We start from the raw sequence: 13,013 nt of genomic DNA, 5'->3' as shown, positions 1-13,013 counted from the left end.
GTCTGAAGTTGCCGCCTTGGCATTTACGCTGCTCGGTACGTTTTGCGGACCTTCGCGCATTCAGATTTTAATGGCACCAATGAGCGTTAAGCGGAAATAGAAGCAATTAAGTGTCTAGAGAAGTCTGGTCGATCCAAATTACAACTTAAGTTCATTATGAAAAAAAACACTATAATATTTTGTTTCACAATTTTATTGATGCAGACAGTAAATACTGCAAATGCAGACATTACTATGTCAAGTTATTTAAAAAGCAGGCATAAACCGTATATGCAATTTTACGTTGTAGGTGTCGTTAGGGGCCTTCAATGGGCAAATACTGAACTGATTAGCAAAGGCGAACAGCCTTTGTTTTGTGAACCTAAAAGCAATATATTGAACAATAAAGATATATTGCCAATGATTGATGCGCTTGTTGATAAGGTTTCAAAGAAAACTAAGGAAAGAATGGACATCGAGAACCTAATAAAATTTATGCTTATAAATACATACCCGTGTTGACCACTTTCACCGTATTTTTGAAGAACGCAGTATATATGCATATCACGGAAATCAACCAGCATAAACGTGCCAAAGTTGTAAGACGGAACTCACATCGTTGTAGACCGCTATTTGTTTTTTGATGCCCGTCAGAGCTCGCAGTAGAGCAACTCTGTACATGAAACTGACTTTTACCACTTTTTTAAAAAAGAGTTATGATGCAGGAGTTAGATGTATTGGTGGCATCTCTACTGCATTTAACAATGGTGAATAAATTTGGGTTATCACAGATCATACAGCAAGAAAAAGAACTTGCTGAAGAGCAAGCCAAACTCATGTAGAGAGCCTACCTGATGACTGTTCAACCTCTTTTTTTGTTGAACCACCAAGTGAATGTCACTATCTTTAGAAGCTCGATACTGTTAATCTCTGCGGCCTCAATATGACCATCTGAGTCTTTTACCTGTTAGTTGATCACGTCTTCTATCTCATATAATGTTTTTTAGAAGGTAACGCAGCGAAATAAGGAGAACTAGTGAAATCATTTATATTTGTCTTTCTATCATTATCTTTTATGTTTTCTGCGTTGTGCTTTGCTGACGATTTAGATGATGCTAAATCAATATTGAGATATCAACTCCCAGAAGAAATGAACAGTGCTTTACCTCATATTGAGCGGTTAGCAAACAAGAATTATTCTTCGGCTCAATTAGTTATAGGTGGAGCTTATTATACAGGCTTTGGCGTCCAAAAAAACTACAGAAAAGCAATAAGCTGGTTGGAAAAAGCCGCCTCTAGTGGCAATACAGACGCACAACAAATGTTGGCACGTATTCACGCAGAAGGCAACGGGATAGCCATGACACAAGAAAACGAAGAGGCCATAAATAAATTTGCATTTAATTTTCACAAAAACGAAGCGGAAAACGGAAAGCTCGCGGCAATCGTGGTTCTTGGCAGTTTGTATAGTAAAGGTCGGGGCGTAACGCAAAACCTAAAAAAATCTTATGAGCTTAATAAAAAGGCAGCCGAAAGAGGTCACAGAATAGCGCAATACAGGTTAGGTCGAGCTTATAAATATGGCGAAGGTACGCTGCAAGATTATGAGAGAGCTTTGTATTGGTTCAATGAAGCTGCAAAGCAGGGCTCATTAGATGCTATGGGCTCACTATCATTATTTTATACTAAAGATTATGGGCCGGTATCAAATGCAGAGCGTAAGGCAGAATGGGAGTTGAAAGAAGGTTTAAATGGTGGTTTCAGTGCCCCTAAAGGATTGATGCTCGTTTATATGATCGGTACAGGCGTGGTGCAAGACTATACCGAGGCATACGCTTGGGGTCTAGTGTATAAACAAAAGCTGACTTATGAAGATGACCAATTGAACGGATTTTTAGAAACCTTAAGGGCTGAACTTGGTAGTAATGGAACCGTAAAAGCACAACAACGTGCTAAAGAGCTACTTTCCACTATTAGAGAGAATGAGGCTCGTGATTTTCTCAGGTAGTTAGACCGTCAACAAAAAAAATTACTCGACCCGATGAACATTGCCTCTATTTTGTCTATTGTCCTTGCTTGGGGCGTTGCACTGCCGCTATCAGACGATAGCGCCAGTTAAATTTAACGCTATTTGCGTCTCACATAGTGCACAAACCTGAAGTGCTAAACCAAAAACCGAAGTGTCGGCTTGTTCTCTGAAACGGACCAGCGCATTGGTTGTGGTCAAGGTCCGCTTTACGCTCATAGCTGCCTGTTAGATTGAGTCTAAACCTATCCATCGAAACTGTGAGATCAGATATGAGCACTACATCTAATATAGGTGTGTCACTTCCTATAAAGAAAGGAGGCACACCGTAGCTCGTATTTCCGTGATTAGCGTTATTTAAATCGATTCGGCAGATGAGAGCTTTGCTTAAGACCTTCAACTTCATCTTCAACAGGCTTTTCGAGCTTTGACACCGCGTAGGCCACGCCAAAGCCCAAACAACTTCCCACCAAAACATCTGATAAGTGATGCGCGTCGCGCTTAGTCCTCGACTTTCCTATGACTGCTGTAGCAGCTAGGCCTGCCGCCGACGCTAACAATAAAGGTCCAGAACTACGAGGTATTGAACCAGCCACTGCGGCTACTGCTGATGCATGTCCTGATGGCATAGAGTTAAATTTGTCTTTCAATGCGGGGCCTTTTATCTCAGGGCTGCTCTCTGCTCTTGGGCGCTTTCGTCCAATCAAACGTTTAAGCCCTGCGTTAAATAATCCCGCCACTGAAGCTGATAACGTCGACTTTAAAAGAAAGCGCTGCACCTTTGGTGCATGCGTCATCTTAGATAGCGCGTAAGCAGAACCCGTAATGGCGACGACAGATGGAGGTGTTGTCGCCTTGCTCAAAGTGCTTGATGTTATAAAGTTCTCTTTATTTTGCGTTGTATTAGCGCTGGGCTTGTTCATTTTTCGCAGTGCTCGATACGCAAGTAGGCCTTTAATTCCTGTGGAAGCTAACATAAAAATCCCTCTTAGATAAAGTGATGGACTATTGAGGAAAGTTCTTGCCGTGTACAACATTGAAGCCACGTGGCCAAAACATGCTGTAAACGTAGAAAAAGAGCCGCACGTGCGGCCCTAACATCACTTAGTCATTACTCTTCAGAACTATCACTTGAGTTACTTTCAAACTTACTCTGATAACGCTTAAATTCCGTACGCGTAATTAATTCATCGTCATTTGCGTCAATATTATCAAAATCACGCGTTAAACCACTTCGCGAGGCTTCAGCTTTAGTAAGCTTACCGTCGCTGTTAGCGTCCATCATCTCAAATTTACTGCGCGCAATGACCGCTTCATCTGCGATAACCGTATTATCGTGAACAACAGTATCTTCAGCGACTTTGTCAACGTTTGTCTTTTCTAAGTTTCCGTTAGCCTTCAACTCAGTCTTAGCTCGTAGTTCGTGAGTCAGCCTTTTGTCTTTCGTCGCGGCAACCACTTCATCGACATCAGTATCAACTTTAACTTCCGTTTCCATTGTACCTTCTGTACCCATACTCTCTTTCATCGATTTTACCGTTGCAAGCACGTCGTCATCGAAATGTTGAGGGTGCTTCGTTACATGAGCATTGAACTCTTTAATTGAAAGCTGCATGTCTGAATTGGTATCAATTTTGGAAAAGTGCGCATAAATCTCATCGTCGTCAGCTTCTTCTCGTGAAATATAGCCGTTGTCATCGTTATCCAAATCGGCAAATGTGGTGTCTATTTTTTCGATACCATTGCCGGCAAACGCGGCAGTAGAAAGTGCGGCGCTGATTAGTGTAGCAATTGTTAATTTTTTCATATCTAACTCCTTGGTTTTTTGGCCTCCATACTGCTTAAAAACGGAGGAGAGTATTCACATGGAGTTATTCACAGCATATGCCATTTCAATAAAGTTTTTTTAGATCATTGGTTTATGTTTTTTGAAAGGTTGAGTGACGACAGGCGGAATTGTGAGATCTATAGAATTTTCTGAAAAAGTTACTCGCTATTTTTGACAAAAATGGAACACGTTAAGCGGAGAATATTGTAAATACGAGCAACAATCGACCTGCCTTATTTCAAGCAGCGAATTTTGTTAAGCATAAAGCCATTAGGTTTCGAATGAGTACTCAATGTTTATTGCGGTAAACGTTCAAATTTTGTAATGGTTTCTAAGCTTTCTTCCCACGCAGCTTTGCTTACGCCGAAGATATGTGCAGTAGGTTTAATCAGTAGTTTCGTATCCAGACACCCAGCGGGTACGGCTAGAATGTCACCGAGTTGAGTACACGGAAGGGCTGAACCACAAATTTTACAGAAACTTTTGCTATGACGCGTGTTCTCGAGCGTGAAGTTGACTACAGCGTCAACACCCGATGCCCAAGTTAATATAGCCGAACTTGAAAACAGGTTGGCTGCGAAGGCCGAACCTGTATCCTTTTGACAATGTTTGCAGTGGCACAGATAAAAACTGTCAAAATCACCCTCAATTTTAAAAGTTACCGACCCGCACAAACAAGACCCTCTGTAATTGTTCATCAAAACTCCTTTTTTGTGAAATAACACCATTTAAAGCACTAAGACTGCTACTGTCTAGCAAGCCAATCGTAAAAATGCGCCACGCCCGCTTCTAAAAACGGTTCTATGGGGCCGTGTTCTTCTTCGCCTGATAAATAAAGTGCTCGTCGACCTTTTTCTAGCAATAGGCAGGCTTTTTCATCTTCTACCGCTGTTTCCATATAGGCCGCTTTTTCCGCTGCAAAGTAGTCTGGCATATCTTTATAAAGTGCTTCGGGATAATAAAATTCAACGTGGTTTACACATGCGCCGGCACCTTTGGGATAAATCGTGCTGACGACAATAATATCTGGGTACCACTCAATCATAATATTAGGGTACAAAAAGCACCATATTGCGCCAAAGCGAGGAAGTGTTTGCCCAAACCGTGCTATTAATGCGTCTTGGAACTCTCTGTAACGCGGTGTTGTGCGCTTGGTAAGCTGGTCGCCTAGCCCAACTTTTTGAACTGAAAAATCATCGCCAAACGACCATTCTAAATCATCGGGTTTAACAAACTGGCGAAGCCCAGGGTGCATGGAGTACACGTGATAGTTCTCTAGATAGATTTCGATGAATGTCTTCCAGTTAAATTGATATTCCGTGGTTTCAGAACCGGCGTAAAAGTAATCGGTAAAGTCGATATAGTCCTCAAGCCCAAGGGCAGATAAGACCATATTAGGAGAGCGCCCTCGAAATAGAAGACCGTTCCACACTGACAGTGATTCCTTTTTCAACTGACCGCTAGGGGCATGCTTAAAGTGGGGCGCACCTTTAAGCTGGCCTGTATTGTCATAGCCCCAGCAGTGAAGTTTACAAACTATGCTGCGTGCCCGGCCTTGCCCTTCAAGAAGTTGAGCTTGTCGATGTAAGCAAACATTGGATATAAGTTCATAATTCTCACCTTGATTAAACAACGCATAACGGTCGCTAAAGTGAGGCAGTACTTGATAGCTAAACTTCTCTGGCACCATTAGGGAATGGCCCGCATAAGCAAGCCCTCGAGAGAATGCCTGCTCGACTTCCTGCCGGCTTTCATCAGCATCAAAGTAACTTTTTATAGAAGGATGGGTAACGATTTTCATAGTTTAAAACGGGTGCTAAAAACGCAGTGCGTTGAGTCGAAATAATATAGGCGCTATGTATCACTGAATTGCTTAAAAAAATAGCAATATTTTATTTAAAGCACTATTTTTTTTAAAATATCGGAGTAGAATCCGCGCACCTTAATTTCGAAGTGATTTTCATGGACATTGGCTTCCATCACCTTGAAGAAAAGCGTCTATTAACGCTTTCTTTTTATATTGCCGGCGCATTTGTCGTTATTGCGTTTGGTTTTGCCATTTTAACGAGCTCAGGCGCTATTTTATTTGATGCTGCTTACTCGTTAATTGCTTTTGTCATGTCAATGCTAACGCTTAAAGTGGCCAATTTGGTTCAACGTCCTGACGATGACCGGTTTCACTTTGGTTACACGGCAATTGAACCTACGCTAAACATGTTTAAGTCGCTTATTATCATTGCCACGTGTGTGTATGCGGTCGCGAGCTCTGTTCAGAGTTTATTAGCAGGTGGGCACGCAGCTGAGTATGGTATTGGTATGGTCTACGGTGTTGTGGCAACGGTTGGCTGTTTTAGTATCTCTCTGTACATGCGAGTAAAAGGTAAGCATTTACTGTCCGACTTAGTAAAAGTGGATTCTCACACTTGGATGATAGACGGCGTGCTAAGTGCATCCATCTTGTTCGCTTTTATTTTGGCCTACGCGTTAGAGTTGACGGAATATAGAACGCTGTCGCCGTACGTTGATCCTGTTTTATTGATTATTCTTGGTTCGGCAATGTTGCCGGTGCCTTTTAAGATTTTGCGTGAAAGCCTTAATGAAGTAATTAACAAAGCGCCGCCTGAAGCTATCTCGGCGGTAATCGAGAAAAAATTCAAAAAAACGTTGGCTGACGTACCGTATGAGCATGTGGAGGTGCGAATTAGTAAGCGGGGTAGGGATGTTTATCTGCTAGTCCATATTATTGTGGATGATGCATTCTCGTTTGCAACGATCAGTGAGTTAGATGAAATTCGACTGAAATGCGAAGCAGAGATGCGCGAGTGGGACCCAGCAATTATCATGGACATCTTGTTCATCAAAGATCCTGAACTAGCAGAGTAATGATATAGGGTGAATATGATATTTCTCGTATTCACCCCTTGCGTGGCTGGCAAAATTCTCCAAATTTTCCGATAATCAAGTCTTTAAGCTAAATGAAGATGTGATGGAAACGCGACTTCCGCTATATAAAAAGCTGCTGGTGATGTACAGAATAGAGCCGGGGTGTTTAGGGCCGCAAGGTACAGACTACGTCGAAGAGTTTTGTGTATTCGCTAAAAAGCGGCTAAAAGACAAACACGGTCATTGCTTACGATGGACGATTAAGCCGCGCTATGACAAAACACTACCTGAGTTGGAGTTTCAAATAAAAAACGGCGTGGTTTCGCGTGATAATGCCGCTAAGTACATGGATAGCTTCAACATTGATATTGACGCATTTGAAGAAGAGTTAGAAGAGTCGCTGGCAGATTTGGTTGACGCGTTTTTCGAACGATGAACCGGCCTTGCTCAAATTAACTTTCAGCGTTTTTACGGTAAGATCCAGGCTGGATTAGATTGTAATCAAGCCTACTTAATTAAACTTCTTCTCAGGTACGCTTGGAAATGTTTCAAAAAGCGGAGGAGAGAAAAAGTATCCTTGCTGTTTTACTATATTTAATTCCGCCAATGTATCTCGTTCAGCTTTGGTCTCTACACCTTCCGCAAGCACATCGATGTTTAGTGCTGAACAAAGCTCGGCAAGTGCCTTTACAATTAACGTTTTCCTATTGCTTGTGTCTATGCCACGAATTAGGCTCATATCGATCTTGATACTGTCTGGGGCGAGTTTAGCTAACCAGTCTAAATTGGCAAAGCCCGAGCCGAAGTCGTCAATAGCAACCTTAAAGCCGATTTCTTTATAATAATCGATAATATTTTGAAGGTGAGCAGTGTCAGCTATTTTTTCTCCTTCAACTACCTCAAACGTAATTTGCTCCCTTGGGAAGCCATATTTATCAGCTGCGGCGAGTGTGGTGCGAATGCAAATGTTAGGTTTATAAACAGCCCCGGGCATAAAATTTATACTTAGCCGCTCTTTAATCTTAGCTTCTGCGGCTAACGCAATGGCTTTAACTCTGCAAGACTGGTCAAATTTATAAACATTTTGAGCAGTGACCTGACTTATAACGGTGAGAGCAGGCTCATTATTTAGCCCTCTTACCAATCCTTCAAAACCAAACGTGCGTTTTTGTGACAGGTCAATAAGAGGCTGAAACGCCATGCTAAAGTCAAAATCAAGTGCTTCTCCGTTGAGGCAGCCTTCACACGATAGTTCTCTCGCTTCTTGCTCTTTGATGTATATGGGAAGTTCTGAGGCTGAAATACCGTTAAAATTCATGAGGCCAACTTGGTTAGGAATTAATAAAGTGTAACTTGACCTTAGAATGACCACACTTATTAAGTCAAGTGGCAAGGTAACTGTTTGATTCGACGTTGAGAATTCTCGGAGAGTAATTCTCGTTTGGGTAGCTGCAGCCTTACTGGCGATAAGTTCATTTCAGCGCTTATAAACCTTAGTAAGTAGACTGGAGTTGATTGCGTGGTAAGCGCAATTTAATACTTTCTTTTTGTAAAAAAGGGCATAAAAAAGCCTCAACGCATACGTCAAGGCTTCCATACTAATCGAACTATTGTATTAGTTTAAAGATTTCAGTTTCTGGTAACCTTCAGCTTCTAGCTCATCATTTACGCACTCTAATACAAATACGTCTTCCGACTTGCCTTTTGTGCCTTCTTCTTCAGCGATTTCTTTACAGAACTGGGTTAATTCCGCTACCAGCTCTGCAGGTGCTTCGTCTGATGCAGCTGCAATTACAGAGAACGCCATTGCGCTTAAACCTACTAAGCCTAAACCTATAAAGCGTAAACCTTTCATAATTACCTCATTTAATAGTTGAGTATAAACATTTACGAGCTGGATATTGCGCCTAAGTGTTAAGATTAAAAAGCTAATTTTTTTGTTCTAGAAGACAAATTCTTTTCATCAAAAATTTAACAATTGCTTTGACTCTAAAAGGCGTCAGGTAGCAAATGCTGACGCTAAAATGCAAACCTTTAATGGGCATTCCATAGGCTTTTTGGCATAATGCGCGGCCTAAAGTAGAAAAGTAATGACAGCGCTTAAACCATGCCCACAATAAATAACGTATTCTCTTCAGATGGCCTCCTCGCAGGCGCTATCAAGGGGTTTGTACCTCGCGAAGCTCAAACTGAAATGGCAAAGGCGGTTAAGCGCGCTATTGATACCACAGGTAGTTTAATAGTAGAGGCCGGTACGGGAACGGGAAAGACTTTCGCTTATCTCGCTCCGGCATTGTTGAGCGACGGAAAAGCCATTGTTTCTACAGGGACTAAAAACTTACAAGAGCAGCTATTTCACCGCGACTTACCGCTGGTAAAAAAGGCCTTAGGCAGCAAGCGAAAAACTGCACTGTTAAAAGGCCGTTCAAACTATCTTTGTCTACACCGTGTAGCGCAGCACAGCGGCAATTCTACGCTGGTTGAAAAAGAGGTATTGGGTCAGCTTTCAGAAGTGAAACGTTGGTCTAGTACTACGAAAACAGGTGATATGGGGGAGCTTAAGACCCTTCCCGAAGATGCCCGTGTTTTACCGCTGGTTACCTCTACAGTGGATAATTGCTTGGGCCGCGATTGCCCAGATTATGAAGATTGCTACTTGGTAAAAGCGCGCAGAAAGGCGCTGGATGCTGATATTATTGTGGTAAACCACCACCTTTTCTTTGCTGATATGGCACTGAAAGACACAGGGTTTGGCGAACTTATCCCAGAAGCTGATGCGATTATTTTTGATGAGGCTCATCAAATTCCCGATATTGCCAGCGATTACTTTGGCGAGTCACTTTCGACAAGACAAATTCACGATATTGCGAAAGATATCACGCTGTTGTTCAGAACAGTGCTAAAAGATGCTGGGCAGCTAGATAAAGCGGCTGACAAATGCAGGATGATTGCCTCTGATTTACGGTTATTGTTCCCGGATACGGCTGAACGCGGCAACTGGGCTGAGGCGTTAGACCGTGACGACGTACGCATGCAGGTGGGCAAGCTGGCCGAAGCGCTAGGTGTACTGCATGAAGTGTGTAAGCTACATATTGGCCGCGATAAAGATCTAGACAACATGTACGAACGTGTTGTGGCTGCAAGAGAGCAGTTAGATGCGTTAAGCGACAATAAGCAAGAAAATGTAAGTTTGTGGTATGAAACTACTCAGCGCCACCTCATTATGCATTTAACGCCATTATCAATTGCCGCTAAATTCAGACGTTTCGTGTCATCGCCGCCGCGCGGGTGGATTTTTACCTCGGCAACCTTAATGGTAAACGGCGGTTTTGATCATTTTCAGCGCCGCATGGGCTTAGAAGACGCAGAAACGTTAGGATTAGATAGCCCGTTTAATTATCCTGAACAGGCCATGCTGTGCGTGCCCCGCTATTTACCAGAACCAAACAGCTACGCTATGCGCGAAACTTTGCTAGAAACAGCCAAACGGCTAATCAAAGCAAGTCGCGGGAGATGTTTCTTGTTGTTTACTAGTCACGCTATGCTTCGAGAAATTGCGCAGAAGCTAGAAGATGAGATAGATAATCCGCTACTGGTGCAAGGGACTACCACCAAGCAAGCATTGCTGGATGCCTACCTTGCAGATGAAAAAGCGGTACTAATGGGCACAGGCGCGTTTTGGGAAGGGGTAGACGTACGCGGCAACGACCTGGTTTGCGTGATGATTGATAAGCTGCCCTTTGCGTCACCTGATGATCCGCTGCTTCAAGCGCGTATGGAAGATGTAAAAAAACGTGGAGCAAACCCGTTTGGCGTTATTCAAATTCCCCAAGCTGTTATTACGTTAAAGCAGGGCGCGGGAAGACTCATCCGAGATCCTTCAGATAAAGGCGTGCTGGTTATTTGTGACAATCGATTAGTGACGAAGCCTTATGCCAAAACCTTCGTCGGAAGCTTGCCAGATATGAAAAGAACAAGAAGCTTGGATGAAGTGGAAAAATTTTTAGCCGGCATTGATGAAGCCTAAGTTAAAGTACTGAAAAAGCGGTAAACGTGTATTACGCCATTAGCCCCGTTTTCAGCTTATATGAAATAAGAGATAAACATGAACATTTTAGCTATAGACACTGCAACCGAAGCTTGTTCGGTTGCGCTTCAATTCAAAGACACCGTCATAACGCGTTTCGAGATATGCCCTCAGCAGCATAGTCAGCGACTGCTTCCCATGGTCGATGAGGTGTTAAAAGAAGCAAAGGTTTCGCTGGGCGACCTAGATTTACTGGCTTTTGGTCGAGGCCCAGGCAGCTTTACCGGTGTTCGCATAGCGACGGGAATGATTCAAGGTTTAGCGTTAGGGACAGGCTTAAAAGTAGCGGGCGTGAGTACGCTTGAAGCTATGGCGTTTGAAGTAGCGTCTAAAACTCAGCATAAAGATGCATTGATTGCCGTCGCGTCTGATGCGCGTATGGGGGAAGTGTACTTCGCGGTTTACTCTCAGTCGCAAAATGGGCTTGTACTTTGCACTGAAGAGCAAGTTTGTCCGCCCGAAATGGCTATTGAACAGCTAAAAGTACTTAGAGAAGAAAACGGCGCGGCTGTAATTGCAGCTGGAACCGGCTGGTCTGCCTACGAGGAGCTTGATAACTGGAAGTCTGAAGTATGTGGTGAGGTAGCGTCTGACATCACACTTCCAAACGCGCAATACATGCTTAAACTTGCAATAGATGCACATAGTAAAGGCGAAGTATCTGACGCTGTGAATGTTGAACCTGTATATCTGCGCGATAAAGTTACGTGGAAAAAATTACCAGGCAGAGAGTAACGACACGCCGCCAAATATTGGGCGCCCATTACTAACAATAAATAAATCGAGCAACGGGAAAAGAGGAGCGAGTCTTAAGGTTTAAGCTCGCTTCCCAATGGTATGATTCTTGCTTGAGTTAACTCTGTATGATTATCAATAATAATTTCGCCGTACCGTCTTCCGAACCTTCGCAAGGCCGCGTCGCTAAAATTAACAAAGACCCTGAACAGCAAAGTAAAGGGCAAAGCGAATCGTCTGCTAGGGCGATTGTTGTTGCGCCCGACGAACAGGGAACGGATAACGCCAAAGCGTACCAACAATTTATTCGTGAAGATGGCAACACGTATTCTCAAAATGCCATAGCGTCATACACGAGCTTTGAAAAGCAGCAGCAACGCGAGTCTATTCAATCTATGTTCGGCGTGGACATCTACGCGTAGTTCAGTTCCAAGCACCATAATTCACACCGTAGATAAATTTAACAAATTGTTAAAACCCGCTGTGTATTTTGAACCAAAGCCTACCGTACATACTCTACAAATTGTTGGTTGGGATGATCTATCTCATTTAAGCGACATAGTGTTTGAACGGCAGTGGTTGTCCATTCGTATAAATGCTAATGTTTGGTTGTTGGTATTCGGTTTTTCTTTTTCTCATAAAGAGATACATGAAAGTAGAGACGGGTTGTAATCGAAATTTCACTGTATTTTTTAAACAACCCAGTGCTTGTAGACTGACTTTTATTAAAACGCAGCATTTTCTAGGATTTATAGGAGCTCGTCGATGTCTCGGTATTTAGTTTTACTTACAGCCTTTTTATTTGCGGGCTGCACAATAGTCCCAGATAGCATAGAAGTGCCTGAAGGAACGCAGCTAGTTAGCTATTCGAAAGCGGTCACGTCGGGGGCGAACGCGCAAGGCCAAAAGGCCAGATGGGGAGGAATGATTGTTGGTGTTGAAAATAAGCCTAACAAAACGTTCATTGAACTCGCTCATTTTCCGCTAAATCATTATGGCAAGCCTTCAACAAATGGTGAGACGTCGGGTCGATTCAAAGTACAAATTGATGGCTTCGTCGACCCAATTGTTTTTGAAGAAGGGCGTGCGGCAACGTTTCTAGGTACAGTTACCGCTCCAACTGCGGGCATGGTGGGTGAGCAGCCCTACATTTATCCGACGATCATTGCCGATGACTACCACATGTGGAGGAAGCAAGAGGTTTATGATGTAAATACTTACTTCTTCAATTACCACACAGGTTGGTATTCACCTTTTTATCGCTTCAATGGCCCTTGGATGTATCCGCATTTTAATCGAACGCGCGTAATTCGTTACGAAAATGCGCCGAGCAAGGCCACGCTTCCCTCTAAGTTGAGTCGGACAAAAAGCAACATGAAACCCACTATACAGCCAGCAAAGATAAATAAAGAGAAATAAAAAATTAATGAGAAGGGCGGCATGTTATTGCCGTCTTTTTTTGTTTGTAAGACAAA

At 43.0% G+C, this 13,013-nt stretch carries 14 protein-coding genes; 8 read left to right on the top strand and 6 right to left on the bottom strand.

The genetic code is table 11. The features are described from left to right. Nucleotides 1-695 precede the first annotated feature (695 nt). Together MHM99_RS21195 and MHM99_RS09500 are read left to right on the top strand one after the other, a co-directional pair. Nucleotides 696-821, top strand: coding sequence for a hypothetical protein (locus MHM99_RS21195; protein WP_264353761.1), 126 nt, complete (start codon nucleotides 696-698; stop codon nucleotides 819-821). 194 nt (nucleotides 822-1,015) lie between these two features. Then, complete coding sequence (locus tag MHM99_RS09500; RefSeq protein ID WP_049589184.1) at nucleotides 1,016-1,987, top strand: tetratricopeptide repeat protein; 972 nt, start codon at nucleotides 1,016-1,018, stop codon at nucleotides 1,985-1,987. Between the two features lie 371 nt (nucleotides 1,988-2,358). Here the strand turns inward: MHM99_RS09500 and MHM99_RS09495 are convergent, their stop codons facing one another. From MHM99_RS09495 to MHM99_RS09480, 4 genes are all read right to left on the bottom strand, one after another. Beyond that, complete coding sequence (locus MHM99_RS09495; protein WP_049587711.1) at nucleotides 2,359-2,982, bottom strand: phosphatase PAP2 family protein; 624 nt, start codon at nucleotides 2,980-2,982, stop codon at nucleotides 2,359-2,361. A gap of 134 nt (nucleotides 2,983-3,116) precedes the next feature. Then, the gene (locus MHM99_RS09490) at nucleotides 3,117-3,812 is read right to left on the bottom strand and encodes a calcium-binding protein (protein WP_049587712.1); all 696 of its coding nucleotides are present in this window, start codon (nucleotides 3,810-3,812) and stop codon (nucleotides 3,117-3,119) included. A 317-nt stretch (nucleotides 3,813-4,129) separates the two neighbouring features. Next, a complete protein-coding gene (locus MHM99_RS09485) occupies nucleotides 4,130-4,531 on the bottom strand; it encodes a GFA family protein (RefSeq protein WP_049587714.1) in 402 nt (133 codons plus the stop codon). 47 nt (nucleotides 4,532-4,578) lie between these two features. Further along, a complete protein-coding gene (locus MHM99_RS09480) occupies nucleotides 4,579-5,634 on the bottom strand; it encodes an SRPBCC family protein (protein WP_049587716.1) in 1,056 nt (351 codons plus the stop codon). 161 nt (nucleotides 5,635-5,795) lie between these two features. On the opposite strand from MHM99_RS09480, the gene MHM99_RS09475 reads away from it, so the two are divergent. Together MHM99_RS09475 and MHM99_RS09470 are read left to right on the top strand one after the other, a co-directional pair. Continuing rightward, complete coding sequence (locus MHM99_RS09475) at nucleotides 5,796-6,716, top strand: cation diffusion facilitator family transporter (protein WP_049587718.1); 921 nt, start codon at nucleotides 5,796-5,798, stop codon at nucleotides 6,714-6,716. Between the two features lie 103 nt (nucleotides 6,717-6,819). Then, nucleotides 6,820-7,152, top strand: a complete 333-nt coding sequence (locus MHM99_RS09470; protein WP_044556999.1) for a hypothetical protein — start codon at nucleotides 6,820-6,822, stop codon at nucleotides 7,150-7,152. Nucleotides 7,153-7,227: 75 nt separating this feature from the next. Here the strand turns inward: MHM99_RS09470 and MHM99_RS09465 are convergent, their stop codons facing one another. After that, on the bottom strand, nucleotides 7,228-8,034 hold the full coding sequence (locus MHM99_RS09465; RefSeq protein ID WP_239219137.1) for an EAL domain-containing protein: 807 nt from the start codon (nucleotides 8,032-8,034) through the stop codon (nucleotides 7,228-7,230). A 297-nt stretch (nucleotides 8,035-8,331) separates the two neighbouring features. Further along, nucleotides 8,332-8,571, bottom strand: a complete 240-nt coding sequence (locus tag MHM99_RS09460; RefSeq protein ID WP_014976932.1) for a hypothetical protein — start codon at nucleotides 8,569-8,571, stop codon at nucleotides 8,332-8,334. Nucleotides 8,572-8,823: 252 nt separating this feature from the next. On the opposite strand from MHM99_RS09460, the gene MHM99_RS09455 reads away from it, so the two are divergent. From MHM99_RS09455 to MHM99_RS09440, 4 genes are all read left to right on the top strand, one after another. Then, complete coding sequence (locus MHM99_RS09455) at nucleotides 8,824-10,743, top strand: ATP-dependent DNA helicase (RefSeq protein WP_014950010.1); 1,920 nt, start codon at nucleotides 8,824-8,826, stop codon at nucleotides 10,741-10,743. A gap of 78 nt (nucleotides 10,744-10,821) precedes the next feature. Further along, nucleotides 10,822-11,538, top strand: a complete 717-nt coding sequence (tsaB, locus tag MHM99_RS09450; protein WP_101565148.1) for a tRNA (adenosine(37)-N6)-threonylcarbamoyltransferase complex dimerization subunit type 1 TsaB — start codon at nucleotides 10,822-10,824, stop codon at nucleotides 11,536-11,538. 128 nt (nucleotides 11,539-11,666) lie between these two features. Next, nucleotides 11,667-11,960 (top strand): hypothetical protein, encoded by a 294-nt coding sequence (locus MHM99_RS09445; protein ID WP_014950008.1) that lies wholly within the window; start codon nucleotides 11,667-11,669, stop codon nucleotides 11,958-11,960. A 343-nt stretch (nucleotides 11,961-12,303) separates the two neighbouring features. Beyond that, nucleotides 12,304-12,957, top strand: coding sequence for a Slp family lipoprotein (locus MHM99_RS09440; RefSeq protein WP_239219135.1), 654 nt, complete (start codon nucleotides 12,304-12,306; stop codon nucleotides 12,955-12,957). Nucleotides 12,958-13,013 lie beyond the last annotated feature (56 nt).

The sequence above is a fragment of the Alteromonas sp. MmMcT2-2 genome (assembly GCF_022348305.1).
In the GTDB taxonomy this organism is placed as follows: domain Bacteria; phylum Pseudomonadota; class Gammaproteobacteria; order Enterobacterales; family Alteromonadaceae; genus Alteromonas; species Alteromonas macleodii.
The sequence above is the reverse complement of the archived record's forward strand: the minus strand, read 5'-3'. Positions and strand labels throughout refer to the sequence as shown.

Excerpts from the sequence above, each read along its gene's own strand:
- MHM99_RS21195 (WP_264353761.1), top strand. The coding sequence starts at position 696 with ATGATGCAGGAGTTAGATGTATTGGTGGCATCTCTACTGCATTTAACA.
- MHM99_RS09495 (WP_049587711.1), bottom strand. The coding sequence starts at position 2,982 with ATGTTAGCTTCCACAGGAATTAAAGGCCTACTTGCGTATCGAGCACTG.
- MHM99_RS09490 (WP_049587712.1), bottom strand. The coding sequence starts at position 3,812 with ATGAAAAAATTAACAATTGCTACACTAATCAGCGCCGCACTTTCTACT.
- MHM99_RS09485 (WP_049587714.1), bottom strand. The coding sequence starts at position 4,531 with ATGAACAATTACAGAGGGTCTTGTTTGTGCGGGTCGGTAACTTTTAAA.
- MHM99_RS09480 (WP_049587716.1), bottom strand. The coding sequence starts at position 5,634 with ATGAAAATCGTTACCCATCCTTCTATAAAAAGTTACTTTGATGCTGAT.
- MHM99_RS09475 (WP_049587718.1), top strand. The coding sequence starts at position 5,796 with ATGGACATTGGCTTCCATCACCTTGAAGAAAAGCGTCTATTAACGCTT.
- MHM99_RS09470 (WP_044556999.1), top strand. The coding sequence starts at position 6,820 with ATGGAAACGCGACTTCCGCTATATAAAAAGCTGCTGGTGATGTACAGA.
- MHM99_RS09465 (WP_239219137.1), bottom strand. The coding sequence starts at position 8,034 with ATGAATTTTAACGGTATTTCAGCCTCAGAACTTCCCATATACATCAAA.
- MHM99_RS09460 (WP_014976932.1), bottom strand. The coding sequence starts at position 8,571 with ATGAAAGGTTTACGCTTTATAGGTTTAGGCTTAGTAGGTTTAAGCGCA.
- MHM99_RS09455 (WP_014950010.1), top strand. The coding sequence starts at position 8,824 with ATGCCCACAATAAATAACGTATTCTCTTCAGATGGCCTCCTCGCAGGC.
- tsaB (WP_101565148.1), top strand. The coding sequence starts at position 10,822 with ATGAACATTTTAGCTATAGACACTGCAACCGAAGCTTGTTCGGTTGCG.
- MHM99_RS09445 (WP_014950008.1), top strand. The coding sequence starts at position 11,667 with ATGATTATCAATAATAATTTCGCCGTACCGTCTTCCGAACCTTCGCAA.
- MHM99_RS09440 (WP_239219135.1), top strand. The coding sequence starts at position 12,304 with ATGTCTCGGTATTTAGTTTTACTTACAGCCTTTTTATTTGCGGGCTGC.